This window comes from Neisseria sicca, assembly GCF_014054945.1.
GTDB classification, from domain to species: domain Bacteria; phylum Pseudomonadota; class Gammaproteobacteria; order Burkholderiales; family Neisseriaceae; genus Neisseria; species Neisseria sicca.
Genome location: NZ_CP059566.1, coordinates 1,159,155 through 1,185,140, shown reverse-complemented (window position 1 = coordinate 1,185,140; position 25,986 = coordinate 1,159,155). Strand labels below are relative to the sequence as shown.

Annotated in this window: 19 protein-coding genes and 1 pseudogene; 9 read left to right on the top strand and 11 right to left on the bottom strand. The window is 48.4% G+C overall.

The annotated features are described in order from the left end of the window. Positions 1–152: 152 nt before the first annotated feature. Together H3L95_RS05785 and H3L95_RS05780 are read right to left on the bottom strand one after the other, a co-directional pair. Positions 153–3,230: a TrlF family AAA-like ATPase gene (locus tag H3L95_RS05785; protein WP_003758685.1), complete on the bottom strand. Its 3,078-nt coding sequence runs from the start codon at positions 3,228–3,230 to the stop codon at positions 153–155. 112 nt (positions 3,231–3,342) lie between these two features. After that, a complete protein-coding gene (locus H3L95_RS05780; RefSeq protein WP_003758684.1) occupies positions 3,343–5,625 on the bottom strand; it encodes a CRISPR-associated helicase/endonuclease Cas3 in 2,283 nt (760 codons plus the stop codon). 678 nt (positions 5,626–6,303) lie between these two features. Between H3L95_RS05780 and H3L95_RS05775 the strand changes: the two genes are divergently transcribed. The 6 genes from H3L95_RS05775 (at position 6,304) to H3L95_RS05750 (ending at position 14,015) form a co-directional block, all read left to right on the top strand. Then, on the top strand, positions 6,304–7,830 hold the full coding sequence (locus tag H3L95_RS05775; RefSeq protein WP_182096234.1) for a DUF4178 domain-containing protein: 1,527 nt from the start codon (positions 6,304–6,306) through the stop codon (positions 7,828–7,830). A gap of 1 nt (position 7,831) precedes the next feature. Next, a complete protein-coding gene (locus tag H3L95_RS05770) occupies positions 7,832–7,978 on the top strand; it encodes a hypothetical protein (RefSeq protein WP_003758673.1) in 147 nt (48 codons plus the stop codon). Beyond that, positions 7,975–8,355, top strand: coding sequence for an adenosylmethionine decarboxylase (speD, locus tag H3L95_RS05765; RefSeq protein WP_003758671.1), 381 nt, complete (start codon positions 7,975–7,977; stop codon positions 8,353–8,355). Before H3L95_RS05770 ends, speD begins: the two co-directional genes overlap by 4 nt. Positions 8,356–8,457: 102 nt before the next feature. Beyond that, entirely contained in the window at positions 8,458–10,308 is a 1,851-nt protein-coding gene (locus H3L95_RS05760) for a hypothetical protein (protein WP_182096233.1), read from the top strand. A 97-nt stretch (positions 10,309–10,405) separates the two neighbouring features. After that, a complete protein-coding gene (locus H3L95_RS05755) occupies positions 10,406–12,223 on the top strand; it encodes a hypothetical protein (RefSeq protein WP_003758665.1) in 1,818 nt (605 codons plus the stop codon). A 100-nt stretch (positions 12,224–12,323) separates the two neighbouring features. Continuing rightward, the gene (locus H3L95_RS05750; protein WP_259345834.1) at positions 12,324–14,015 is read left to right on the top strand and encodes a hypothetical protein; all 1,692 of its coding nucleotides are present in this window, start codon (positions 12,324–12,326) and stop codon (positions 14,013–14,015) included. Here the strand turns inward: H3L95_RS05750 and H3L95_RS05745 are convergent. Next, positions 14,008–14,855 (bottom strand): IS630 family transposase gene (locus H3L95_RS05745; protein WP_182096232.1). Its coding sequence is split into 2 segments (ribosomal slippage): positions 14,008–14,540 and positions 14,540–14,855, totalling 849 coding nucleotides; the frame shifts between segments, so codons are not numbered across the junction. The genes H3L95_RS05750 and H3L95_RS05745 overlap by 8 nt on opposite strands. Before the next feature lie 246 nt (positions 14,856–15,101). On the opposite strand from H3L95_RS05745, the gene H3L95_RS05740 reads away from it, so the two are divergent. Both H3L95_RS05740 and H3L95_RS05735 read left to right on the top strand, forming a co-directional pair. Continuing rightward, positions 15,102–16,718, top strand: coding sequence for an NAD(P)-binding protein (locus H3L95_RS05740; RefSeq protein ID WP_003759988.1), 1,617 nt, complete (start codon positions 15,102–15,104; stop codon positions 16,716–16,718). Positions 16,719–16,823: 105 nt separating this feature from the next. Further along, entirely contained in the window at positions 16,824–17,192 is a 369-nt protein-coding gene (locus H3L95_RS05735) for a hypothetical protein (RefSeq protein WP_003759991.1), read from the top strand. Between the two features lie 278 nt (positions 17,193–17,470). On the opposite strand, the gene H3L95_RS05730 is transcribed toward H3L95_RS05735, so the two are convergent. From H3L95_RS05730 to plsY, 8 genes and pseudogenes are all read right to left on the bottom strand, one after another. Then, positions 17,471–18,685 (bottom strand): beta-ketoacyl-ACP synthase, encoded by a 1,215-nt coding sequence (locus H3L95_RS05730; RefSeq protein ID WP_003759994.1) that lies wholly within the window; start codon positions 18,683–18,685, stop codon positions 17,471–17,473. Beyond that, positions 18,685–19,215 (bottom strand): hypothetical protein, encoded by a 531-nt coding sequence (locus H3L95_RS05725; RefSeq protein ID WP_003759995.1) that lies wholly within the window; start codon positions 19,213–19,215, stop codon positions 18,685–18,687. Before H3L95_RS05725 ends, H3L95_RS05730 begins: the two co-directional genes overlap by 1 nt. A gap of 318 nt (positions 19,216–19,533) precedes the next feature. Beyond that, positions 19,534–20,775 carry an NAD(P)/FAD-dependent oxidoreductase gene (locus tag H3L95_RS05720; RefSeq protein WP_003759997.1) on the bottom strand — a complete coding sequence of 414 codons (1,242 nt, stop codon included), beginning with the start codon at positions 20,773–20,775 and terminating at the stop codon, positions 19,534–19,536. 253 nt (positions 20,776–21,028) lie between these two features. After that, positions 21,029–22,252, bottom strand: a complete 1,224-nt coding sequence (gene pncB, locus H3L95_RS05715) for a nicotinate phosphoribosyltransferase (protein ID WP_040668818.1) — start codon at positions 22,250–22,252, stop codon at positions 21,029–21,031. Between the two features lie 146 nt (positions 22,253–22,398). After that, on the bottom strand, positions 22,399–23,142 hold the full coding sequence (locus tag H3L95_RS05710; RefSeq protein WP_003760007.1) for an epoxyqueuosine reductase QueH: 744 nt from the start codon (positions 23,140–23,142) through the stop codon (positions 22,399–22,401). A 46-nt stretch (positions 23,143–23,188) separates the two neighbouring features. Continuing rightward, a pseudogene (locus H3L95_RS05705) lies at positions 23,189–23,308 on the bottom strand (IS5/IS1182 family transposase); the annotation flags it as partial. Positions 23,309–23,321: 13 nt separating this feature from the next. Beyond that, positions 23,322–24,773 (bottom strand): patatin-like phospholipase family protein, encoded by a 1,452-nt coding sequence (locus H3L95_RS05700; protein ID WP_040668820.1) that lies wholly within the window; start codon positions 24,771–24,773, stop codon positions 23,322–23,324. Between the two features lie 163 nt (positions 24,774–24,936). Further along, positions 24,937–25,548: a glycerol-3-phosphate 1-O-acyltransferase PlsY gene (gene plsY / locus H3L95_RS05695; RefSeq protein WP_003760010.1), complete on the bottom strand. Its 612-nt coding sequence runs from the start codon at positions 25,546–25,548 to the stop codon at positions 24,937–24,939. Positions 25,549–25,604: 56 nt separating this feature from the next. Here plsY and folB point away from each other — a divergent pair, with 56 nt between their 5' ends. Beyond that, the gene (gene folB / locus H3L95_RS05690; RefSeq protein WP_003762738.1) at positions 25,605–25,955 is read left to right on the top strand and encodes a dihydroneopterin aldolase; all 351 of its coding nucleotides are present in this window, start codon (positions 25,605–25,607) and stop codon (positions 25,953–25,955) included. Positions 25,956–25,986 lie beyond the last annotated feature (31 nt).

The window sequence follows — 25,986 nt, the reverse complement described above, 5'->3', positions numbered from 1 at the left end:
TTGGTTGTACACACGCCCCTTCATAAAGAAGGGGCGGATTAGCTGACTAATCTAACTACTTTAGTTTCAATCCACGCACGGTTAAGTGCAAAAAGTTTTCAAACGGCCTAAAAACAACGGAAAAACTCTTATAAATCAATATTAAGCATTCTTTAGAAATATTTTCCCGAACGATTATCAAAGGCTGGTTTAGTACCCTCTAGTACCGTAACTACTCGTTTATTGATTTCATCGTTTTCAATAGCACCAGCCTGATAACTTATTGTGAAATTATCGGAACGGCTGAAATTGGCATAAATAATTTGTTCGGCATCGCAAACAACCGCCAAATTAGGGTTATGCGTAACCATAATGATTTGGCGTTTTTTCTTTGCTTCAGAAAGCACTGGTACTAATAAGCGAAATACTGTCTCGTTATCTAAATTCTCTTCCGGTTGATCAAGAATAATCGGCAATTGCCCTTTATCCACCAATAAGTAGAAGATTAATAACAATGCTCCTCTTTGTCCTGGTGATAGCTGTTCTATCTGTGTATCCTGAAACACTAATGAATATCTTGGCTCAAGGAACTCCAAGCCAAATATCAGATCATAAACAGCATTGGCAGTCTGATCTTTCTTCAATATATTAGAGATACCAACTGCTTTTTCATTATTGCCCTTGGAAGCTGTTTCAATTTTTTCAAATAGATTACTTATAAAACCTGTAACCCCTTCTTTATGATTTAAATCATAGGCATCAAATAATGTTCTAATAACGGTCAATGCCTCATCTTGTCCACGAAATTCTCCAGAAGTTTGCTTGATTAATCCAAATAGCTGGTTAGCAATTGCATCCGAAGAAGCAGACAACGTCGCCTGAAATTGTAATTTATAGTCATCTCTTATCAGAGAATTATCTTGGATTAAGTCTTGAACAGGTTTAAATAATCTTTCCCTTTCTTCACGTTGCGCATTTAACGTATCAAAAATATCTCTGGATAGTTGCAGACGTTTTTCTCGTAGTTTCTGAAGTTCTAAAGGTAGTTGTTCAATCTGTTTTATCCTTGTTTCCAACCCTATTTTCGTTTCAGGTTCAGTAGTAGACCCTGTTAAAGCATCAAGTTTTTGCGTCCATTCCGTGAGTTGTCGTTGATATGCCTCATACTGCCGTTGCGGCGCATCCAATTGAGCAGTATATGTTTTTTGTTTTCCTGTTAATTCGTTAATCTCACCTTCAACTCTTTCACTCTCCGTTTTTAACTCTAACTGTTTAGACGAAATCATTTCCTTTTTAGAAACTAGTACTGATGTTCTAATATCCAGTACGGCAATATCATTCCAAGATAGCTCAAGTAAAATTAAGTCATCCGCTGATTCTTGTTTCAGTTGATCAAATGAACGCTGAAGCAAAGATAACCGCTCCTGAATATCAAATATTGCTTGTTTTTGCTTAGCTAATTCTGTATTTGCGCTAGCAATAGTTTTTAGACGTTCTTGTCGATTTTGTATTTGTCGATTAACTTCAGCAAGATCATCAGCAATTTTCTGCTGTATTGTATCCAAAGCAATTTCGGGCTGTATGACCTCATCAGGCTTGAGTTTTTTATGCTCCTCAATTTGCGCATTTTTTAGTTGAAGTGTTTCAGTCAGTTTTTTTAGTTCGATAGGCTGTAATTGCGCTTCAATTCCAACAATTTCTTCATTAATCTTAGCTAAATCCTTGCGATATTCGCTTAGTCTATTTCTAAGAGACTGTTCCTGTTTTTCTATTAATTGTTCAAAATCAAGTGCATCAAGTCGCATATCTTCACTCGTATGTGAAAATATGACTGAACGAAGTTCTCGTTCAAAAGCATTTGACTCCCCTGATGTGTGCTCATTACAAAGTTCTTCAAAATATCCTTGCGGGATATAGCGAACTCGTTCGGTCTTTTCTTCTGGTGATAATTCACTAAGAATACGAGTTTCTTTGCCTCCATCATGCCAAGTTAGTATTCCTGTAAATTGGTTAGCTGGTTCTCCAGACTTTCCAAAGAATCTATCTTTTTTCAAGAAACTAAAATGCTTTGACTGCTTAGAATTTCCTAACATAGCAATAACATCAGCCAATGCACTTTTGCCACTACCTTTATTTCCAATAATGGCTGTTAAATCAGGATTTAAAGGAATATTACAGCCATCCAGCCACTGTCCTACAGATTTTGTACCAGTTTTCTTAATCTCAACAGAATCAATATAAAAAGTCTTATTTAATTCAATTTCATTTATCTTAGGCGGTTTCTCTCCAACATAAGATCGTTTTGCTGGCTCTAAAATAGCTTGTTGTAACCCTTTAAAAGTAGGCTCTGCCTTGATCCAAGTTTTTTTATTTGATGGGAAATCACCATATCCACGTTTATCGTCATTGCCAGCTTCGCCTACAAAACAATGTGCATCACTTCCTGAGACAGCTAACCGTGGAATATTTTTTAATGCACCTTGAAAGTTATTAAAATATTTTGAATTCTTATCAGTTTTTTCTCCAACAAATGCACATCTTTTATCAAAATCTCGAGTTTCAAAAATAGGAGAAGATTGAAATAAAGTCATTGTATACGCGTAATGATCAGCCCATTTGATATCATCTAATCCATCATTCGTATCAAAAGGCATAAATCCAATCGCTTGGTTATTTGGAACTTTAGAAATTGCTTGTTTATATGATTCCATGGTGATTTCAGCAATTGTAGAACCTGCCTTTATAGCCTTGTCCTCTTCATTATCAGTATCATTCTTCTGAAATCCATGTTTACTTAGCTTATCCTCCCCTGTTTGTCTTGCAAGATGTATTAATGCTGAATCAGAAAGTGGTCTATCTATAATGGCTATTTGTAAGGCTGATTTAAAGTCATCCAAAATTTGTTTTTCTATTTCATTTGAAAAAATAACATGTGCATTTAATCTTCCATTCATAGGAGCTACTAACCGGAGTTCAATCCCAGGAAAAACAGTTTTTTCCAATTTAGGCGAGTCGGGTTCTTTTAGCCTATTTTGCAATTTAAACCATCCGTCAAATGTCCAATAATCCATGATAGCAAAGACTTCTGGTTCTGCATTATTCAAAGCATGAATCATTTCATCGATTAGTTTATTATCGTGTTCTTTGTCTCCATTGAACTTTTCACCATTCCAGTGAAACGATGCTGGGGTATGAATGTGTAAGTCCCATAGACTCCAAATCGAGCCACGCAAATTTTTTCTGTTACTCATAATGTCATCCTTAAGTTAATTTTTCGTTTTGCTAGTTTCGTATCAATCAGCTAGCAATTTGAACATATGTTATCTCTACTAAACAATAAAATCAATTTCTAAAGAAGTTACATTAAAACACCAAACTCTCCCCCTTCAAAAACTCCGTATCCTCCCAAGAAAGCCCAGCCACTTCATCATACAAATCCAGCCCAATCAGCGTATAAAACTGTTTGCCGAAGTTTTTCTCGTTAATCGGTTCGATACGCCCTGCTTTATACAAAGCGGCGAGGGCTTTTTCTGGGATTTGGACGGTGTAGGGTTGCAGTTTGCGCAAGAGTCCGCCGATGTGGTCGGCGTGGTGCAGGCTGCTGATGAGGTTTTCGGCCTCAACATCGAACGGAATAATCAGCGGCTGCATATGGCTTTCAATCATGCGGAACTTGTCGGCGACGGTTTGGAATGGGAAATCAAGGCTTTGCCCTGTATCGTTGTGCATTTTCAGGATTTTTTTATTGTCCAGTTCGCTGCCTTTTAATTGATAAAGCTCGGCGAAATAGGCGGCGACGGCTTGGGTGGATAAGAGGTCGTCTGAAAAGCTGTCGGCAGTCAGGCGCATAACGGCGGCTTGGGTGGCAAGTTCGGGCGGGGCTTTCCATTGTTCTTCGGGCGCGAATATCCAGACAAAGCTGTTTTCAGACGGCCTTTTGCCTTCGCGGTTGCAGCGTCCGGCAGCTTGGGCAACGCTGTCTAAACCTGCTTCGGCGCGCATCACCAGCGGAAAATCCACATCCACACCGGCTTCGATTAAGGAGGTAGCGATAACACGGCAGGGTTCGCCGTTTTTCAGACGATCTCGGATTTCATCGAGCTTTTGGCTGCGGTGTTTGGCACACATTAAGGTGGTCAGGTGGAATGTGCCGTCAAGGTGTTTGGCTTGGTCGTACAGGCTGCGGGCGTGGCGGCGGTTATTGACGATGACGAGCATTTGCGGGTGTTCGGCAAGTTGGACGAGCAGGTCGGCGTCGGTTTGTGTGCCGATGTGTTGCACGGTGGTGCGGCGCAGTTTGTCAAAAAGTGCGGTCGGTTTTGGGGCTATTTCACGCACATTTTCAAAGCCGCGATAGAAACCGTTTTCGGCTTGCACGGCTGGCTGGGTGGCGGTGCACATGACGACGCTGCAGCGGTAGTTTTGCGCTAATTCTTTGATGACTTGCATGATGGGCAGCAAAAGATTGAGCGGCAACATTTGCGCTTCGTCGAGGATGATGACGGAGCCTGCGATGTTGTGCAGCTTGCGGCAGCGCGAGGAGCGGTCGGCAAAGAGGGATTCGAAGAATTGCACGGCGGTAGTAACGACAATCGGCGCGTCCCAGTTTTCTGAGGCAAGGCGCAATTTGTCTTTGGTGGCCTCATTTTGCAGTTTGCCGTCGTCGAAGGTGCTGTGGTGTTCCAACACGGCTTGTTCGCCTAATTCGCCAAAGGCTTTGCGAAATTCGGCGGCATTTTGTTCGATGATGCTGGTGAACGGAATCACGTAAATTACGCGCCGCATATCGTACCGTTTGGCGTGTTCCAGCGCGAATGCCATGGAAGTGAAGGTTTTGCCACCGCCGGTAGGCACGGTAAGCGTAAACAGCCCTTGCGCTTGCGCCGCTTGTTCTACGGCATGCTCGAGAATTTCGCTGCGCAGGCGGTTTAAGGCGGCATTGCGTTTTTCGGCTTCGGTTTGCTCTGGAGCTTGGGCGATACGTCGTCTGAAATCGTTGATAAATTGATTGAAATTGTGTCGTAAGGCGTTTAGATTGGGATAACCACCGCGTTCGACGGTTTTGTTTTCTAGGTTTGAATAAAAGGTTTCGGTGTCAAGATAATCGGCATCTACCAAGCAGGAATAGAGCATTCGGGTGAAGAAGGCGTAGGAGAAAAAAGGATGATGCGCGTCGGCTTTGAGTGGCGGTGCGGACAGGTTTTGAGGGAGCTTGATTTCTTGTTGCCACAGGTTATCAAGAGCGGGAATATCTGTACCAAATTGCAACGCTAGACGCTGTTTTAACGTGCGGCGGTTATCGCCTTCGCCATTGCCATTTGCAAGCCCCGCATGGTGCCCAGCAATGCAAAACGCCATCAGCTTACCGATCACATTTCCCCAGCGTTCCACCGCAATCTTTGCTCCGGCAGTAGCGTGATCGACTGAAGGACCGCCATGCAATCGGTGATTAAAGGCTTCCGAATATTTCCCTAAGTCATGAAGCTGTCCCGTCTGGCAGGCAATTTCCTGCGCACCGAATACTCGCGCAAACTCCGCCGCCATTTCACCGACATTGACCGAATGGCTTTGTAAGGTTTGCCAGTGTTCGTAAGGCAAGAGATTGCCGAGTTCGTCTTGCGCGGAATGGGCGTAGTAAGTCGTCATCTAAATCCCCTTGGGTATTTTCACAGCTGGGCTATTTCTATTTTCTGCTATCTGTCTTTGTAAAGACAGGCTGTGGGAGTCCGTTTGTTTTACGGATATGGGCGATGCAGTCGAAACTCACATCGATTCTCCAAATTTAAAACGCGCAAAATTTAACGAACAAGCCATACAAATGGTTTGAAGCGTTGAAAAATCGAAAATCTGTGGAATGAGGTCGTCTGAATGACGGGGAAAATATTGTAGATAATTGGGAATTTATGATGTTATTGTTTTATTTGTTACAATTACCCGAACATAATACAGTATTTGTAATAAATAACAATATTAATTTGACTATTTGTGAGCGAATAGGACAAATCAAACATAGCGTGATGGCTCGAATGATGCAGATAAACGATGACAGGTTTTCAGACGACCTTTGTCGTATAGATGGGTTAAATTCGGTAGGATGCGGCTGTGCTTGCCTGATTCCGTACCCAAGCCGTTTTGTTTTACTATACAATCATATTGCTGCCGACTGCTTGTTTGCTGTGGTCTGCATCGGCATACGGATAGTGCGGACGCTGTTTGCGTTTTGGAAAATGCGGCAAGATATTTATTTGCCAGTATTTTTTAAGTATCGGCTGAAGCCTGTATCGGTTTGCCCCAGGTCGTCTGAAATTCCGAAAAAGAAAATTCATGTCAAACACCCCATTCTTCAAAACCGACTGCCCGAGCTGCGGCGCACCTGTTGAGGCGCATTCCGCGACAGCCGTTACGCTGGTGTGCGGCTACTGCAACAGCATGCTGGTGCGGCAGGATGACAGTATCGTTGATTCCGGACGCGATTCCGCTTTGTTGGAAGATTTCAGCCCGCTGCAAATCGGCACGACAGGGACATACGTTACCCGCCCATTTACCTTGGTCGGACGGCTTCAGGTGCAATACGACGACGGTGTGTGGAACGAATGGTATGCGCTGTTTGATGATGGGCAAACCGGTTGGCTGTCTGAATCCGGCGACCTGTATTCCATGACGCGCTTGGTTGAATCGCCTGAAGTTGTGCCGGAGTTCCACGACGTCGTGCCGGGCGGTTGCAATTTTAATTTTCAAAATAAAAACTTTGTTCCGTCGGATAAGCGTGAAATCAGTCTCAGAAAATCGGCGGCGCAGGGCGAATTGCCGTTTAAGCTGACTGAAGATACGACAAGTAAAGTCATAGACTGGCGATGCTCAGGTCTTTTCCTGACGATAGATTACGGCGACGATCCTCCCGAAATCTATTACGGCAGTATGGTCGGCCTAAATGAACTGAAACTGCAGAATACCCGTACCGACGACCAAATCCGTGAAACGGCAGGTCGTCTGAAAGGCAGCCATCATTCGGAAAATTGTCCGAATTGCGGGTCGTCCGTCCATTGGTTGAGCGGTGTCACCGATTTTCTGATTTGCCCGAGCTGCGGCAGCCAATTGGAAGTCGGTAAGGAAAAAGCGCGGCTGATTACTGCCAATGCCATGCGTGTGGAGCAGGATAAACTGTTTACCCTGCCTATCGGCACGCAGGGTCGTCTGAATGACAATGATTATTTCGTGATGGGTGCGGTCAGGTATTCCGAACTGGATCCCGATGCGACTTATGAATATATGTTTGAAGGCAAACGGCGGATACTGACGCCGGTCGGTTGGTGGGTCGAATACCTGCTTTACAATCCGCAGAAAGGCTTTTTGTGGTTGGTCGAATCGTCCGACGGCGAGTGGAGCCAATCCGAAACGCAAAACAATTGGCCGCGTTTAAACAGCGCCCGCAAACCGCAAGGTTGTGATGAACTTTATTCCTACGGCGGCAAAGTTGAAGTCGCCGCCGGCGCGTTTTATTGGCATATCCGTTCGGGTGATTTGGCGTATTACACCGACTACCAAGTCGGCAGCAACAGCAAACTGTGTGCCGAGCTGACCGAACACGAGCTGGCATGGAGTAAAAGCACGCGCACTACCTACGGCAAAGTTGCCGGCGCTTTCGGTTTGCAGGCGGAAGCGCCCAGATACACGGCAAAAATGAACGCAGACGGGGTCGATAACCAATTGCGGTTTGTCATGATCGCCATCTTGGTTGTCGTCAACCTTCCTGCGCTGCTGACCGACGGCAACTCTGCCTCACTTGCCGTCATCTTTATAGGAACCTGGTTGTTGTGGACTATGGGCAAAGAAGACGAGGACGAGGATTAACATGTCGAGAGTTACTTACATCATTTTCAGCACCATCATCATCGTCATCTCCATGATCATCAGCTACGGCTCTTCCGATTCCGACGGCTCGCGTATGCACTCCGGCGGCTATTACGGCGGCGGAGGTTTCTCCGGAGGCCATAAATGACCCATATCCCAGGCAATCATGGCCTTTTAGATTTATATGGTTGTGATGAAGCTGTCTTGAAAGACGAAGGTCGTCTGAAAACCGCCCTCAAAGCCGCTGCCCAAGCTGCAGAAGCCACCATCCTCGCCGAGCGTTTCCACACCTTCGGCGGAGCAGGCGGCATTACCGGCATCTTACTGCTCGCCGAATCCCACATCAGCATCCACACTTGGCCGGAACACCGCTTCGCCGCCATAGACGCATTTATCTGCGGCGGCATGAAGTTGGAAAAAGTGAAGGAAGTATTGTGCAGGGAATTGGCGGCAGAACGGGCAGTTTGGACGGTTGCGCAACGTGGCGAAGGAATATTGGACGATACGCAGCCGCCAATAGAATAATAAAACCTGTAAAGGTCGTCTGAAACAGTCTCAATCTGTTTTCAGACGACCTCATTTTAAAACCCCCAAAAATATTCTCACTAAGAACATCAAGGAACCAAAATGCACTTACGCACTTCCATCATCCTCTCTTTATCCGTGCTCTCTTTAGGCGCGTGTATCAGCAACCCAAGTTCGGCACCCACCAGTTCTTCATCATCAACACCCATCAACCCATTCGCCAAAGACTACATCTATTATTTCGAGCATCTCGACGAAGCCAAAGCTAAAAACGAACAATGTTTGAAAGACGGCGTGTTTAAAAAAGTGGGCGTTGATATGGAAAACGCCGATGAACGACAAATGATTGCGGAGTATCCCGACGATATTTTGATGCTCAATCCCGGCAACAACGAATTATCTCCCTGTTTCGCCGCATGGACGGCAAACAATGCTGCGGAACCGCTGCGCAAATGGCAGGAGGAAAATAAGAAAAAAGAAGAGCTGAATCAAAAATTTGAAAAGCAGGTCATCCGGCTCAAAACCGAATGGGAAAAGAAATACGCCAATGAAGATTGGAACACGTTCTACCCCGAGGCTTTGCGTAAAGAATCCGTTCAAACACGCAATAGAAAAAACCGATTGGAAGATCGGGCCAAAAGAGAAGCCATCGACCGCATTTTTGTCGATAAGGCGGAGCCGTTTTTGAATGAATTGAAAACAAAAAACATTGAAACATTGACCAAAGAAATTCCACAAAGCTGTCGTAAGGGAGCTTGGGACCTTATTCCTTCGTGTAAAGCTTATTATCATGTTTTAAAAGAGAAATTATCAGAAAAAACATTATCCGAATTGGCGGGTATGGAAAAACAATATAAAGGTGCCAAGCATCTGCCTGCTACCGTTCAGTCGGCTGCCTACCGTTCTGCGGTGGAGGGGAATTCAGAAAAAATGGATAAAGCATTAATGCTGGACTATCGCAAACGCAATACCGAATATATGCAATGTGCTAAAAAAATCGGCGATAAAATAGCAGCGACACCGTTTCAGATGGATAAAACCGGAGATTACACCTTTGCCTTTTTTTCAGAACTTTATCCGGAATGCGTTATTACGAATCAAGTCATGGAAAGGTTGGAGCTGCCATCCAATTTAAGTAAGGTTGTTGACAGAGAAGTGTGGATGAAGTTAGGCAAACACATCTGGGAAACGCAAGCAAACCTCGAAAAAGAATACGAGCAGTTGGAAAAAACGCCTGAGGTCGCACAAACCAAAACAATCTTGGCTCAGAAATACGCCCAAACACCTTGGCAAAGTTTCATAAGCACCGTAGAAAAAGACTATCCGGTGAATATGGCAGACATTTTCTCGGGTACGGAAGAGGAACAGAAGCAGAAACAAAAGCAGCATCAGATAATGGTCATAGCATTGGAACAGGTGTTTACTGACAAAATCCAGCCTCTCGTGGATGAATTGGCGAAAAACAGCATCGATAAACTGATTGCCGAAATGCCTGCCAGCTGTCGCGATGAAGGAGAAATAAATCGGGTAGCAGATAGTCAATGTGATGCATATTACCGCGCTTTCTTAAAAAAATTTCAGAATCAGACGTTAGAAGAGCTTTCCGCTTCAAAAGATAAATATGAAAATAAAGATGAAGAGGGGCTTTCACGGGTTTATATAGCCTACTCTTCGGCATTGTATGAAAAAGAGAGAAAACAATACCTTGAACTGAGCAATGATGATACCAAGCGAGAAGCGGCATATAGGCAATGTATCAAAAATATCAGTGGAATCATCGAAAAATCATATGTTTCAGAAGAGGATAATGGTTCTTCGTATGCTAGGCGGGCGCCGGGATGCCTAGCGTTTAGCTCTAGTCTTCGAATTGAAGAGTCACGTTTCGACTACTTTACTGAAACGCTGCTTAATAAAAAACGTTTCCAACAAGCATCCGCAGTCAAACAAAATTGATGGAAACATTTCATCAAAAGGTCGTCTGAAACCGTCTTTACGTTTTCAGACGACCCCATTTTTAAATTTTAAAAATATCCTGACTAAGGAACTAACCATGCGCTTACGCACTTCCGCCATCCTCGCTTTATCTGCCCTCTCTTTAGGCGCGTGTATCAGTCAGCCAAATTCGGCATCTACCGGTTCCCAATCTCCTGAGCCCATCAATCCTCTCGTCAAAGACTATATCTATTACTTCGAGCATCTTAACGAAGCCAAAACTAAAAACGAACAATGTTTGAAAGGCGACGTGTTTAAAAAAGCGGGCGTTAATATGGAAAGTGTTGGTGATCGACAAATGATAGCTGAGTTTCCCGACGATATTATGATGCTGAATCCTGACAACGCCGAATTATTACCCTGTTTCGCCGCATGGACGGCAAATAATGCTGTAGAGCCAATGAGTAGATGGAGAGAGGAAAATACGGAAAAAGAAGCGCTGAAACAAAAATTTGAAAAGCAGGTCATCCGGTTCAAGACAGAGTGGGAAAAGAAATACGCCAATGAAGATTGGAATACATTCTACCCCGAGGCTTTGCGTCAAGAATCCGTTGACTCACAGAATAGACAAAACCGATTGGAAGAGCTTGCCAAAAGAGAAGCCATAGACCGTATCTTTTTTGATAAGGCAAAGCCGTTTTTGAATGAACTGAAAACAAAAAACATCGAAATACTGACCCAAGAAATCCCGCAAAGCTGTCGAGAGGGAGCTTGGAACCTTATCCCTTCATGCAAAGCCTATTATCATGCTTTAAAAGAGAAACTTTCGGAAAAAACAGTATCTGAATTGTCAGACATGGAAAAACAATATAATGACGACGGGCATTTATCTGCTTCCATTTTGTCAATGGCCTACCGTTCTGCATTGGAGGTGAGTTCGGAAAAAATGTCTGCGGTTTTAATGTCGGATTACCGTAAGCTCGATGCCGAATACACGCAATGTGTTAAAAAAATCAGGGATAAAATTAAGACAATACAGATTACTTACTATAGAGGAGACACTCCATCCGAGTATTTTGAATCTTATCCCGAATGCGTCATTACGAATCAAGCCATGGAACAGTTGAATCTGCCTACCGATTTAAGTGAGGCTGTTAACAGAGAAGTTTGGATGAAGCAATTCAAACAACACTGGAAAGAGGGGGAAGACAGCCAAAAAGAACAGGAGCAGTTGGAAAAATCGCCCGAATTTGCACAAACCAAAACAATTTGGGCACAGAAATACGCCCAAACACCATGGCAAAATTTCAGAAGTGCCGTAGAAAAAGACTATCCGAGTATGGCAAATATTTTCTCGGGAACGGAAGAGGAGCAGAAGCAGAAAAAGATAATGTCTATGGTGTTGGAACAGATGTTTACTGACAAAATCCAGCCTCTCGTGGATGAATTGGCGAAAAAGAGCATCGATAAACTGATTGCCGAAATGCCCGCCAGCTGTCGCGGCGAAGAAGCAATAGATTGGCGAGAAGATATTCGGTGTGACGTACCTTTCCGTGCCCTTTCAAAAAAATTTCAGAATCAGACTTTGGAAGAACTTTTCACTTTAAAAGATAAATATGAAGAAGGGCATTCATTGGCTCAGACAGCCTACTATTTGGTATTGCATGAAAAACTGACAAAACAATACTTTGAGCTGAACAAAGATGATGACAAGCGAGAAGCGGCATATAGGGAATGTCTCAAAAAGATCAGTGGAGTCATCGAGAAATCAAATGTTTCAGAAATGGATGATGGATCTTCGTATGTGAGACAGGTACCCGGATGCCTGGCGTTTAGCTCTGATGTTTCGGTTGAATCATTACGTTTCAGAGACTTAATCGACACCTTGCTTTATAAAAAACGTTTCCAACAAGCATCAGTAGTCAAACAAAATTGATGGAAACATTTCATCAAAAGGTCGTCTGAAACCGTAGTCTTGATGTTTTCAGACGACCTCATTCTTAAATTTTAAAAATATCCTGACTAAGGAACTAACAATGCACTTACGCACTTCCGCCATCCTCGCTTTATCCGCCCTCTCTTTAGGCGCGTGTATCAGTCAGCCAAATTCAGCACCCATCACGTCGCCCGTTAAAGACCGCGTGTATTATTTCCAGCATCTCGACGAAGCCAAAACTAAAAAAGAACAATGTTTGAAAGACGATGTGTTCAAGAAGGCGGGTGTTGATATGGAAAACGTCGATGGACGACAAATGATTGCGGCGTATCCCGACGATCTTTTGATGTTGAACCCTGACAACACCGAATTATTACCCTGTTTCGCCGCATGGACGGCTGTTGATTCCGCAGAATCGTTCCATGAATGGCAGAAAGAAAATGCGGAAAAAGAAGCGCTTAATCAGAAAATTGAAAAGCAAGCCATGCAATTCAAAACCGAATGGGAAAAGAAATATGCCGAAGAAGATTGGAAAACATTCTATTCAAAGGCTTTACATCAAGAATCCGTTCACTCCATAAATACCGACAGTTCGTTGGAAGAACAGGCTAAAAGAGAAGCCATAGACCGCATCTTTGCTGATAAGGCGGAGCCGTTTTTGAATGAATTGAAAACAAAAAATATCGAAACACTGACCAAAGAAATCCCGCAAAGCTGTCAGAAGGAAGCTTGGGATCATATTCCTTTGTGTAAAGCTTATTATTATGTTTTAAAAGAGAAATTCTCAGAAAAAACGTTATTTGAACTCGTTCAGACAGAATTAGGATATAGCGATGGCAAGCACATTCCCACGCCCATCTTGACAGCCGCCTACCGCGCCGCCACAGAGGCAGATTGGAAGAACATTGAGAAGACATTAATGTCGGACCACAGCAAACTCGAGGCTGAATACAGAAGATGCTTTAAACAACTTAAGGATAAAGTTGCAGTAACCCAAGTTGACGAATCCGAATACGAAGACTCTTCCTACTATTATGTGTTTGCTCCAGAATGCGCCATTGCGAATCAAGTCATGGAGCAATTGGAGCTGCCTATAAATTTAAGTAAGGCTGTTGACAGAGAAATTCTGATAAAGCAGATCAAACAAAATTTGAAAAAGAAAGAGGGGGAACGGCCAGAATGGGAGCGGCTGGAAAAATCACCTGAAGTTGCAAAAATCAAAGAAATTTTGGCGCAGAAATATGCCCAAATACCTTGGCAAGACTTCGAAAGTATCATGAAAGAAGACCATTCGCGCATGGTAACTGATGCATTGGGTACGGAAGAGAGGGAGCCGGTATTAATTGACATCGCATTGGGGCAGGTACTTGCTGACAAAACCAAGTCTCTAGAGGATGAGTTGCAGAAAAAAAGTATCGATGAATTGATTGCGGAAGAAGCAGAGCATTGTAGTAATGGTAAGGCATCAATAAACTGGGTAAAAGGCGTATCGTGCCAGATACATATCCGTGTGCTCTTTAAAAAATTTCAGGATCAGACTGTAGAAGAGCTCTCGATTTCAAAAGCCAAATATGAAGAAGAGTTTCCAAGAATTGGGATACTTTACAGGTTAGTATTGCAGGAGAAAGAGGAAAAACAGTACAGCGAGTGGATGAAAGACGATGCCAAACGAGAAGCGGTATATAGACAATGTCTCAAAAATATCAGTGGCATCATTCAAGAATCAGACGTTTCAGAAGAGGATAATGGATTTTCGTATGTTTCGCGGGATCCGGTATGTATAGTCAATTAAATTTAAAATAGGACAGTAGCGCATCGTCAAATCGGGCGTAATCAGACAATATGGTTCGCAGATACCGCTTAATATTCGCCCACACCTTCTCAATCGGGTTGAGCTCAGGTGAATAAGGTGCAAGAGGCAATACCTTATGTCCCCATTTTTCCGCCATTTCCCGTAAGACACCCATACGGTGAAATCGTGCATTATCTAAAATAATCACCGATTTTTGAGTCAATGCGGGCAGTAGGCATTGCTGAAACCACGCTTCAAAAAAGACTCCGGTCATCGTATTTTGATAAACCATCGGAGCAATCAGCCGGTTGCCGACTTGTGCGGACACCAGAGATAAGCGTCGGTATCTTTTTCCACTTATCTGCGCTTTCACTATTTGCCCTTTCGGGCTGCGGGCATAGGGACGGAACAGGTAGCGGTCAAATCCTGTTTCATCCAAATAAACGCGTTGGTAGTCGGAAAATTCGGCCAGCTGTGTCAAATAATGCGTCACTTTGGCCGGGTCTTGTTCTTTGTAAGTGGTGGTCTTTTTTTGCGCGTCATCCCCATCTGTTTGAGTGCATAGCAAACGGCGGCTGGCGTACAATCAAAATGTTTGGCGATTTCATGTAGATAGGCATCCTGGTGTTGCTCAACATATTGAGCCAGTTTTTGCCTATCCAATTTGACGGCATTTAGACCGGTAACTTGATGTTTTAGGCTGCCTGTTTGCTTTTTAAGGCGAATCCACAGGTAAAGCGTGTTTCTTGACAAGTTAAACGTTACTGCGGTTTGGCTGATATTTTTGCATTGTTCGTAATAGTTTAAAGCTTTGTTTCTTAAGTCCGCAGAGTATGCCATGGTTAGACCTTCAAAGTTGAGTATTGTACCATTTTGTTTTTAATTGACTATAAAAACATCCGAGGGGCTGTATTTTTTGATGGGGAACGAATTGATTTTTTCATTGATACCCTGCTTAATAAAAAACGTTTCCAACAAGCATCCTCAGTCAAACAAAATTGATAGAAACATTTCATCAAAAGGTCGTCTGAAACCGTCTTGATGTTTTCAGACGACCTGTCAGAACCCTAAACCGACATTCAACCCATGCCGACACGCCGTCAATTCCTCAGTTACACCGCCGCGCTTGCCGCCGCGTCCTCGTTCTCTTGGCTGACTTATAACCGCCTCAACCGCAAACCGCCGGTTTCCGTCAACCGTGTCGGGCTGCCGTTGGGGCATTTGTTGCGCGAAGGGAAATTGATCAGCCCGCCGAGCCGCCGTTACGAATGCAATACGCTGATACTCGGCGGCGGCGCGGCGGGTTTGGGGGCGTTGTGGTATTTGGCGAAACACGGTCATCGTGATGTATTGTTGGCGGAAGGGTTCGAGCGCAACGGCAACAATGCCGCCTACGCCGCTTCAGACGGCCTGCAAGCGCCGAGCGGCGCGCATTATCTTGCGTTGCCGTCGAAAGAGAGCGCGTATGTGCGCGAGATGCTGGCGGATTTTGGTATCTTGCAATCGGACGGCAGCTTCAGGGAAACCGATTTGGTTTACGCGCCCGAGTCGCGCCTTTTGTATCAGGATAAATGGCAGGAACACTTGTTGCCGAAAGAAGATACGGATTCCAAACGTTTTTTTGATTTAATCGGTCGTCTGAAACAGGCTTACGGCAGCGACGGCAAAAAGATTTTTGCTATTCCGATAGCCCTGTCATCGGCAGACGAAACGTGGCGCAAACTCGATAGCCTGACGTTTAAACAATGGCTTACGCAAGAAGGCTACACCTCGCCCGAACTCTTGTGGTATCTCGATTACTGCTGCCGCGACGATTACGGACAGGGCATAGTGCAAGTATCCGCCTTTGCCGGACTGCATTACTTCGCCGCCCGCAACAGCGCGGAAACCGTCCTGACTTGGCCCGAAGGTTTGGCGCACCTTTCCGAAAGCCTGCGCCGCCATGCCAGTTTGCAGGAAGGTTGGCAATGGTCGTCTGAAAACCGCATCCGCCTAGACAAACCCGCTTCCGTCAACGCATCCGCCGTCAAAATCAAACTGCTTTCAGACGACCGTATCGAAGTTTGGCTGCGCGACAATTCAAGCGGCGAAACCGTCGCCCTGACCGCGCAACACGTTATTTCCGCCATGCCGTTGATGGTCGCCGCCCGCATCGTCGAAAATCCCGCGCAATACGGTTTGAACGTTCCCGAATACGCCCCGTGGTTGGTCGCCAATTTCGAGCTACACAGTTTCCCGAAAGAAAAAAACAACAGCGAAACGGCGTGGGATAACGTCATCTACGGCAGTCAAGGACTCGGCTACGTCGTCGCCACCAACCAGCTCATCCGCGTCGCCCGCCCTGAGCGCACCATCTTCACCGCTTACGCCGCACTCAACCACGACGCCCCGCAAACCGTCCGCCGCCAACTGCTCGAAGCCTCCGACGAAGAACTGCGCGACTTGGCCGCCAAAGACTTGATCGCCGCCTACGGAGAGGGCTTCTGGCAACACGTTTTCCACGTCGATGTTACGGTGCGCGGACACGGCATGAGCGTACCGAAAGCCGGTTATCTGAACGACGAATCTTTGTTAGAAATCAGAAACCGTGCGTCAGGATTGCTGTTTGCCCACAGCGATTTGAGCGGCTATTCGGTATTCGAAGAAGCCTTGTATTGGGGCGTGGAAGCAGCGAGGAAGGTGTTGGAACGGAGGGATGGTTGAGTTTTATGTTGGTTGGATTATTTTTCGTCTCGCCTAGCGCGGATGCCAAATAATCAGTGCTATAATCCCGCTTCGTTTGAATATTTAAATCTCAAAGGAAACCGTATGAAATCTCTGAGTTTTTCCCTGATGCTTGCTTTGGGCTTGGGCAGCACTGCTTTTGCTTATGCGGAAAAAAATTTGCCCCTGAATGAAACGGGCTGCATCGACCAACCTATGAAGGTCAAACGCGGCGAGGTGTACAGCTTTAAAGTGACGGAAGGCAATGGTTTGATGCTTTCATTCTCGCCCGTCAGCCCTAATGTGGTCGTGAAAGACCCGAAAGGCAAACGCGTTGCTTTGGAAGTGGGCGCGGACGGCGATACGCCTGAAGACCGCTTCAGCTTTGCAGAAATCAACCAAAAAGGACGCTACACCATCCGCTTCCCGCGCGCGGGCAAGATTGATTCTTTGTGCGTCAACGCAGCCAATTAGGATAAACGTCAAGCCGAACCATGCTTGAGCGGGTTCGGCCGCAGTAAGGGAAAGGTCGTCTGAAACAGTTACCCAAAACTGTTTTCAGACGACCTTTTTATAGTGGATTAACTTTAAACCAGTACGGCGTTGCCTCGCCTTAGCTCAAAGAGAACGATTCTCTAAGGTGCTGAAGCACCAAGTGAATCGGTTCCGTACTATCTGTACTGTCTGCGGCTTCGTCGCCTTGTCCTGATTTAGTTAATCCACTATATCGTTGAGGCAAAGCCGGAAGCGGTTTATTCGGCTGATTCTCCAATAATCAATACCGCATTGCTGCCGCCGAAGGCGAAAGACGAGCTGGCGGCGATGCGTTTTTCAGACGACCATACGCTGTTGCCGTCGGTCAGGGCGATGGTGGGCAGTTCGGGGTCGGGGATGCCGTCCCACTGTTGCGACGGCAGTTTGCCCTGCGGGTTGCAGCCGCGGTCGGCGATGCCCCAGGCGAATGCGGCTTCAATGGCACCGGCGGCGCCGAGCGTGTGTCCGGTTTGCGGCTTGGTTGAAGTACAGAAGGTTTGGCTGCCGAACACTTCGGCGACGGCGCGGCTTTCCATGCTGTCGTTGTGTTTCGTACCGGTGCCGTGCAGGTTAATCCAGCCGATGTCCTGCGGCTGCAAACCAGCATTGTTCAAGGCTGCCTGAAAAGACTGCGCCGCACCCAAACCGTCGGGGCGGGGCGAGGACATATGATAAGCGTCGCTGCTTGCGCCGTAGCCCAACAATTGCATCGTGCCGCCGAAATCGGCATCGCGGGTCATGACGAAGGCGGCGGCGGCTTCGCCAATATTGATACCGTTGCGGTTAGCGGAAAACGGGTTGGCGAGGTCGTCTGAAAGCACTTCCAGCGAAGCGAAACCGTTGATGGTCAATGGCGACAGGGTATCGACGCCGCCGCAAATAACCGCGTCGCACAAACCTGCGCGCAACAGCCGCGCCGCGCTGATTAAGGCGCGCGCGCCCGATGTGCAGGCGGTGGAAACGGCGTAGCACAGGCCGTGAATGCCGTAAACGTGTGCAACAAATTCCGAAGGTGATGCCATTTCGTGCTGAAGCTGGTTGAACGGTTTGTCCGTCCAGCTGCCGCCGTCGGCAACGTGTTGGAACAAAGGCATATTTTCATCTGCGCCGCTAGTAGACGTACCCATGATGACGGCGGTTCGCGCCGCGCCGTAACGGCGGACGGCGGCGTGGATGTCGTCTTCAATCTGCTCCAGCGCGTGCCACAGCAGTTGGTTGTTGCGGCTGCGGTATGCGGCGGGCAGGTTGTCGGGCAGCGGTCGCAGCGTTTCGCTTACCGCACCGAATGCGAAGTTTTTGCCTTTGACCCATTGGTCGGAAAACGTCAGCGGCGAAGTTTCAGACGGCGCCAACAGCGCGTCGATATGGGTTTGCAGGCCGCTGCCGAGCGCGCTGGTTACGGCGGGGCGGCTGAGGTAAACAGAGGATTTCATTATTCTTCTTCTTTGATCGGGCTGACGGTCCAACGGGTTTTGTCGGGGAAGGCAATCACGAAACGTCCGTTATCTTGTGCGACGCACCATAAATCTTGTTCTTTATAACGGAATACCGCGCCGTTGCCGTCGGGACAGAACGCATTGTGTTCGGATGTTTTTTGTTCCACTTCGGGATACAGCTCGGCGGCGCGGTCGGCGGCAAGCAGCGGCAGTAGCGCGGCAAACAGGCGGCGCGAAGCGGAATTGGGCATGATGAAGCCGTCGTTTTTCCAGCCTTTCGTGCCGACAAACTGGCGCGATACGGGCGCACCCAGCGCGTCGGTCTGCACGAAGCGGATGCCCTCCGGCAACTGCTCGACCGCCAGCAGGCTGGTTTGGGCGGCATTGCCCGAAGCATCGGTCTGCTCAAGCTTGAACCACAAACCCGATTGCTCAAGCGTCGGCAGGGTTTGCGGATGGGGCAGCGAGGGTGAAAGGGCGCAGGCACTGAGGGTCAGCGCGGCAAGGGCTAGGCTTGGAAATCGCATGGGGTTCCTTTGTCGGTGCGGGGGAAGGAAGTATTGTAACCGATGTCGGACAGTATTTCAGACGACCTTTTCAGGGGTCGTCTGAAAATGTATAGTGGATTAACTTTAAACCAGTACGGCGTTGCCTCGCCTTAGCTCAAAGAGAACGATTCTCTAAGGTGCTGAAGCACCAAGTGAATCGGTTCCGTACTATCTGTACTGTCTGCGGCTTCGTCGCCTTGTCCTGATTTAGTTAATCCACTATAAAACAGCTTGCCCCGGTGGACAACGATTGGCGTACCGGGGCGGAAGCGGTTGTGAAAGGGCGTCGGCTGCCCCTTATTCGATTTGCAGATCGCCGACCAAAGCCGCCAGTGTGGACAGGCGTTGTTCGGATTTTGCCACGAACGGATTCTCGGTATCCCATGCGTAGCCTGCCAAAATGGAAGAAATCATGCGGCTGATTTCAGGGCTGCGGTTGGGCGCGTATACGACGTTTTGGAAGCGGAAATCATACCAGCCGTCGACGTAAGTGCGGAACGCGTTCACACCGATCATCAGCGGTTTGGCAAATTCGGCATCCCAGTCCACTGCGCCGCCTTCAAGCTGTTTTGCCAACAGGTCGGCGGCGAGTTTGGCGGAGTGCAGCGCGATGGTGACGCCTGATGAGAACACGGGGTCGAGGAACTCGGCAGCATTGCCCAACAGCGCGAAATGCTTGCCGTGCAGCGATTTTACGTTGGCGGAATAGCCTTGGATGGAGCGGAACGGGAAGTCGTTTTCCCAGACGGCTTTGTCCAGAATTTCTTTCAGCATCGGGCATTCGTAGACAAATTTTTTCAACACCGTTTCCGATTCGCCCGCGAGTACGTCGGGCGTGCCGACTACGCCGATGGAGCAGCGGTTGTCGCCGAAGGGAATCAGCCAAATCCACACGTCGCGGTGTTGCGGGTGGGTGGTAATCAGGATTTTGCTGCGGTCGAATTTCGGGTTGGTGATGTTGTCGTCGATATGCGTGAAATGCGCTTGGCGCGGCGGCAGGTGCGACGGCGTTTCCAAGTCCAGCAAACGCGGCAGCACGCGGCCGTAGCCGCTGGCGTCCAATACGAATTTCGCGGTCAGCTCGTAGCTTTCGCCCGTGTCGGCTTCCACGCTCAAACGGGCAAGGTCGCCGCTGTTGTCGAACGCGGTTACGCCGTGTCCGAAACGTACTTCCACGCCTTGTTTGGCGGCTTCGTCGATCAGGATTTTGTCGAAAATACCGCGGCGCACTTGGTAAACCGTGCCGGGGCCGTCTGAAAATTTTTCGGTGAAATCAAATTCGGTATAACGGCTGCCCCATGAAAACGCCGCGCCGTTTTTAAATTGAAAGCTGGGTTCGGCGTGTACGGCGTCGGCAAATCCGGCTTCTTCCAGCATTTCCATGCAGTGCGGCAGCAGGCTTTCGCCGATGACGAAGCGCGGAAAGTGCTGTTTTTCCAATACGCAGACTTTATAACCTTTTTTGTGAAGCAGGGCGGATGCTACCGAGCCTGCAGGACCTGCGCCGATCACGGCGACATCGAATTGAGGTGCGGACATTTAAATATACTTTCAAAACATAACAAAATAAAACGGTCGCTATTCTACTCCTTAATAGACTTATCTGAAATGAATTTTAAAGGCGACATCATGACTAAGATGAAATGGTTGCATAAACGACAACAGCCCTATATCGGGATAGGGCGGATTGCGGCTTGGCATGGATGGTTTTGTTGTCAATTTGTCTGATAAAAAGGTCGTCTGAAAACCTTAGTTTTAGGTTTTCAGACGACCTCTTGCCGTTTTCAGTTAATTAATCCTCCGCCTTCGGCTCGGGAACGTCAAACACCTGACGCAGGTAGGCGAGGAAGGTGTTGTTGGTAGTCATGGTTTTGCCCGGGGAGTCGGAGAGTTTGGCGACGGACTGACCGTTGCACTCGACGAGTTTCAAAACAATGTTCAGCGGGGTATGGCCCATGTCGTTGGTGAGGTTGGTGCCGATACCGAAGCTGGTTTTGAAACGGTCTTTGAAATATTGGTGCAACGCCCACGAGCGTTCGATGTCCAGACCGTCTGAGAAGGTCAGCATTTTGGTGCGGCTGTCGATTTTGAGTTTTTTGTAGTGCGCATGCGCTTTGTCGCCCCATACATAAGGGTCGCCGCTGTCGTGACGCAGACCGTCGAAGAGCTTGGCGAAATAGAGGTCGAAGTCGCGCAGGAAGGCATCCATGCCGACCACGTCGGTCAGCGCGATGCCGAGGTCGCCGCGGTATTCGTGTACCCAGCTTTCGAGGGCGGCTTTTTGGAAATTGCGCAGGCGCACGTCAAGGGCTTGGAAGGCTTGGAGGAACTCGTGCGCCATTGTGCCGATGGGGGTGATGCCGATTTTTTTGGCGAGATAAACGTTGCTGGTACCGCGCACGATGTCGGGGGCGGCTTCAAGCAGGGTGCGGATAACGTGTTCCTGCCAGTCGAGGGTGTAGCGGCGGCGGGTGCCGAAGTCGGAGATGAGGAACGGCGGATCATCGGGGTTTTGCGCGGCGGAGATTTCTTTGAGGCGTTGCGCTTTGGCTTGGAGGCGGCGTTCGCCTTCTTCGATGACGGCGGGGGTTTCGAGACGGCGGAAGTAGAGTTCGTTGACGATGGCGAGGATGAAGATTTCAAAGAACATCGCCTGAATCATGGGGCCTTCGATGCGGATATTCAGACGACCTTCTGAATCGGGGCTGACTTTGACGAAGCGGCGTTGAAGCTGGAAGAGTTCGAGATAATCGACAAAGTCGCTTTTGATGAAGCGCAGGCTGCGCAGGTAGTCGAGTTCGTCGTGGGTGAAGCGCAGTTGGCAGAGCGCGTCGAGTTCTCGTTCCAAGTCGCTTTGGATGTCGGCAAGCGGGTAAACCATGTCGGTGTTGCGACAGCGGAACTCATAAAGGCTGTGGGTTTGGGGGAATTGGTGCAGTATCACCTGAAGCATGGTGAACTTGTACAGGTCGGTGTCGAGCAGGGAGCGGATAACGGGCGTTTGAGGTGCGGTCATGGCTTTTCTCTCGTTCAGCGTAAATGTAAAGCATTATTAGAACACGGTTAGACGGGTGGGTGTTACTTTTTTTGGTTGGAGAAGTGTTGAAAAGGTCGTCTGAAATCTTTCAGACGACCTTTTTCTTCATATAAAACCGACATCAATTATTTGTCCACAACGATTTTGGCTGCCTGTCCGTCAGGCGAGGGTTCGTATTGTGTGGACTCGTCGCCGTAATACAGCACGCCGAGTTTGATGGGGATGCGGCCTTGTGATTTGCGGTGGGCATTGGAGTCGCGCAGGGAGTAGGCGCAGCCGCAGTATTCCTGCTGGTAGAAGTGTTCGCGTTTGCTGATTTCGATCATGCGCGCGCTGCCGCCGCCTTTGCGCCAGTTGAAATCCCAATACACGACGTCGTCGTAGGGTGCGGCGGCGCGGTGGCCGCAGTCGTTGATTTGCGCCATGTTTTTCCAGCGGGAAATGCCCAGCGAGCTGGTGAAGACGGGGAAGCCGTTTTCGTGGGCGTATTGGGCGGCTTTTTCGAAACGCATGTCGAAACACATGGTGCAGCGGATGCCGCGTTCGGGTTCGAATTCCATGCCTTTGGCTTTGGCGAACCATTCTTTGCGGTCGTTTTCGTAGTCGTCGTCTTTGTCGATGAAGGGGATGCCGAATTTGTCGGCGAAGCGCATGTTTTCTTCTTTGCGCAACATGTATTCTTTGAGTGGGTGGATGTTGGGGTTGTAGAAGTAGATGGTGTAGTCGATGCCGCTGGCGAGCATGGCTTCCATCACTTCGCCGCTGCACGGGGCGCAGCAGGAATGCAGCAGGACTTTTTTATGGCCGCCGGGCGGGACGAGGACGAGGCGGTTGATGTCGGTAACGATGGGGCTGGTTTTGTCGTTCATGATCGGGGTGTTCCGTTTCGGTGTTTCAGACGACCTTTGGGTTTTATAGTGGATTAAATTTAAACCAGTACGGCGTTGCCTTGCCTTGCCGTACTATCTGTACTGTCTGCGGCTTCGTCGCCTTGTCCTGATTTAAATTTACTCCACTATATGGGTCGTCTGAAAGGGTTGTGGTGTGGTTATTGGATGGGTTTGTTTTGTTTTTTGGCTGCCTTGCCGTCTTTGGGGTCCGGTGGCGGCGGCTCGGCGAAGATGCTTTCGGGGTTGGGGTGTGCGGCAAATTCTTGCAGCAGTTTTTGGTAGTCTTGGGACTGTTTCATCAGCTCTGCCGCGGCGGTCCGCAGGTTGTCCACGTCTTCGGGCGGGAGGTAGAAGCTGGTGGGGATGTTCAACACTTTGTCGCGCAACGCGGAGGGCGGCAGGTCTTTGAGGTTGAGGCTGACGAAGGAAAAGCTGATTCCGTCGCCGTTTTGTCGGCTGGCTTCGTTGCGTTTGTCGACGAAGGCGCGGAAGCGGCGTTGGGATTCTTGGGTGTATTGGTCGATGGGGATGTTGACGATGGCGGTAACGACGTCGCGGAATCCGGGTACGGCGGCGGTTTTGTCCATATTGCTGCTGATTTGGTTTTGGGCGTTGACGCTGATGACGACGATGTGGCGCAGGTTGCGGCTGCGGATTTGTTGTTCCAACACTTTGTCGGGATACATTTCGGTCATGTCCAAGAGGCTGCGCATGCCGAGGTTGTCGGTCAGACCGCCGTCTATCAGGTGGATGTAGGGACGGGTTTTGCTGTCACTGTATTTGTTGAACCTGTCTTTAAACTCTTGATAGGTGGCGTTTTGCTGCTTTTGGGACTCGAGGCCGGTCATTTGCAGCTGCGGCGGCAGGGTGTAGCCGCAGTTGCCGCCGTTGTTGTTGAGGGTAATCGGGGCGAAGATCATGGGTACTGCGCTGGAGGCGGCAACGGCGCGGGCCAGGCGCAATCTGCCCAAGTCGATACACATGGGGTCGAAATATTCTTGCGTGAAGTTCAGGCGTTCGCCCGCGCCCATGTCGGTGGCGGAAATGATGGCGAACGGGCCTTTGCCGTGCATTTCCAAATCGCGGAAGGTGGCTTTGCCGAAAAGGTGGTTTTCAAACTGCTCCTGCAAGAGGTCGCCGCGTCCGTATTCGGGTGAGGCGAGGCGGGGCAGGTTGGACATGGAAAAGGCTTGTTTGACGACTTGGCGTTGGAAGTTTTGGTGAAGGAAACGCTTGTAAAACATGGGGATGGTTTCTTCGCCTTTGAGCGCGAAGTAGGCGGCGAGGACGGAGCCGCCGGATACGCCGACCACCAAATCGACATTGGACATCAGCGACTTGCTTTTGCCGCCGATGGTAACTTTTTGCTGCTGAAGCTGTTCCAACACGCCGTAGCCCAACGCCGCCGCGCGCGTGCCGCCGCCGGAGAGCATCAGGATGATGAAGGTGTCGTCTTCTTCGCGCCGAAACTGGCTGGTTTCAAAACGATAGCCTTGGTTCATATCAATTTTATTGATGGTGGCGACAGGCTGATACTTGACCAGCGAGCAGGCAGACAGCGCGGCCAAGGTAAAGGCGGTCAGGACGGTTTTGAACGGGCGTTTCGGCATGGAAGTTTGGTTGTGAAACAAAAGAGCTTGATTATAATGGATTAAATCGGTTTTCGATACCTACCGGCGGGTTAAGGCGATGCCGCAGCGTAGATTGAAAGGTTTTCAGACGACCTTGGTTCATTCCGCAATCGGATAGGTCGTCTGAAAAATAAAATCAGGTTTAAGGCTTGTCCGCCTTGTCTCCGATTTTGCCTTCTTTGCCTTGAAGCAGGTTTTGGATATTGCTTTTATGGCGGTACAACACCAGCACGGCAATGACGACGGTCGCCCAAGCCCAAGAAGAGTAGGGCATCAGCCAGAAGGCAACGAGCGGCGCGGCTACGGTGGCGGCGAGCGCGGCAAGCGAGGACACTTTAAAGCCGAACGCCATCACCAGCCAAATCGCCGCGCAAACCAAAGCCGTTGCAGGCGAAAGCGCCAGCAATACGCCCAAAGCCGTTGCCACGCCCTTGCCGCCTTTAAAGCCGAAAAACAGCGGCCACATATGTCCGACCAACGCGGCCACGGCAACCACCGCTATGGTGATGTCCGACAGAGTCAAAGCATCTTGCAGGCAGCGTGCCAAAACCACCGCCACCAAACCTTTGAGCGCGTCGCCCAGCAAAGTCAGCGCCGCCGCTTTTTTCTTGCCGCTGCGCAAAACATTGGTCGCGCCGGGGTTGCCCGAGCCGTAAGTGCGCGGATCGTCCATGCCGTAATATTTGGAAACAATGACGGCAAACGACAGCGAACCGATTAAATAAGCCGCGATAACGGCGGATACATTGAACATTTCAGATGCTTTACTTAAAATGGGACGCTCATTTTATCAAAAAAACAGGCAGGCAAATGGACAAAATCTTTTTACGCGGCATGAAGGCGGATACCTTAATCGGCGTGTATGACTGGGAACGCGAACGCCCCCAAACCCTGATTTTGGACTTGGATATCGGCATTCCCGAACAAAGCGGTCAAGACGACCATATCGGCAATACCGTCCACTACGGCGAAGTCTGCGAAGCCGTCAGGGCAAGCCTTGCCGAACAAAGCTTTCTCTTGCTCGAATCATTGGCGGAACACATCGCCAAGCTGATTCTCGACAATTTCGGCGCGTTGAGTGTGCGCGTCAAAATCATCAAGCCCGGCATCCTGCCCGATGTCAAAGAAGTCGGCATTGAAATCGAACGCAGCAGGGTTTAAAGCAGTACAAACGGTTTAGCGAAACCCGCTT

Excerpts from the sequence above, each read along its gene's own strand:
- H3L95_RS05780 (WP_003758684.1), bottom strand. The coding sequence starts at position 5,625 with ATGACGACTTACTACGCCCATTCCGCGCAAGACGAACTCGGCAATCTC.
- folB (WP_003762738.1), top strand. The coding sequence starts at position 25,605 with ATGGACAAAATCTTTTTACGCGGCATGAAGGCGGATACCTTAATCGGC.
- H3L95_RS05750 (WP_259345834.1), top strand. The coding sequence starts at position 12,324 with ATGCACTTACGCACTTCCGCCATCCTCGCTTTATCCGCCCTCTCTTTA.
- H3L95_RS05755 (WP_003758665.1), top strand. The coding sequence starts at position 10,406 with ATGCGCTTACGCACTTCCGCCATCCTCGCTTTATCTGCCCTCTCTTTA.
- H3L95_RS05710 (WP_003760007.1), bottom strand. The coding sequence starts at position 23,142 with ATGAACGACAAAACCAGCCCCATCGTTACCGACATCAACCGCCTCGTC.
- H3L95_RS05785 (WP_003758685.1), bottom strand. The coding sequence starts at position 3,230 with ATGAGTAACAGAAAAAATTTGCGTGGCTCGATTTGGAGTCTATGGGAC.
- H3L95_RS05720 (WP_003759997.1), bottom strand. The coding sequence starts at position 20,775 with ATGTCCGCACCTCAATTCGATGTCGCCGTGATCGGCGCAGGTCCTGCA.
- H3L95_RS05725 (WP_003759995.1), bottom strand. The coding sequence starts at position 19,215 with ATGCGATTTCCAAGCCTAGCCCTTGCCGCGCTGACCCTCAGTGCCTGC.
- H3L95_RS05700 (WP_040668820.1), bottom strand. The coding sequence starts at position 24,773 with ATGCCGAAACGCCCGTTCAAAACCGTCCTGACCGCCTTTACCTTGGCC.
- H3L95_RS05735 (WP_003759991.1), top strand. The coding sequence starts at position 16,824 with ATGAAATCTCTGAGTTTTTCCCTGATGCTTGCTTTGGGCTTGGGCAGC.
- H3L95_RS05775 (WP_182096234.1), top strand. The coding sequence starts at position 6,304 with ATGTCAAACACCCCATTCTTCAAAACCGACTGCCCGAGCTGCGGCGCA.
- speD (WP_003758671.1), top strand. The coding sequence starts at position 7,975 with ATGACCCATATCCCAGGCAATCATGGCCTTTTAGATTTATATGGTTGT.
- plsY (WP_003760010.1), bottom strand. The coding sequence starts at position 25,548 with ATGTTCAATGTATCCGCCGTTATCGCGGCTTATTTAATCGGTTCGCTG.
- H3L95_RS05740 (WP_003759988.1), top strand. The coding sequence starts at position 15,102 with ATGCCGACACGCCGTCAATTCCTCAGTTACACCGCCGCGCTTGCCGCC.
- H3L95_RS05760 (WP_182096233.1), top strand. The coding sequence starts at position 8,458 with ATGCACTTACGCACTTCCATCATCCTCTCTTTATCCGTGCTCTCTTTA.
- H3L95_RS05770 (WP_003758673.1), top strand. The coding sequence starts at position 7,832 with ATGTCGAGAGTTACTTACATCATTTTCAGCACCATCATCATCGTCATC.
- pncB (WP_040668818.1), bottom strand. The coding sequence starts at position 22,252 with ATGACCGCACCTCAAACGCCCGTTATCCGCTCCCTGCTCGACACCGAC.
- H3L95_RS05730 (WP_003759994.1), bottom strand. The coding sequence starts at position 18,685 with ATGAAATCCTCTGTTTACCTCAGCCGCCCCGCCGTAACCAGCGCGCTC.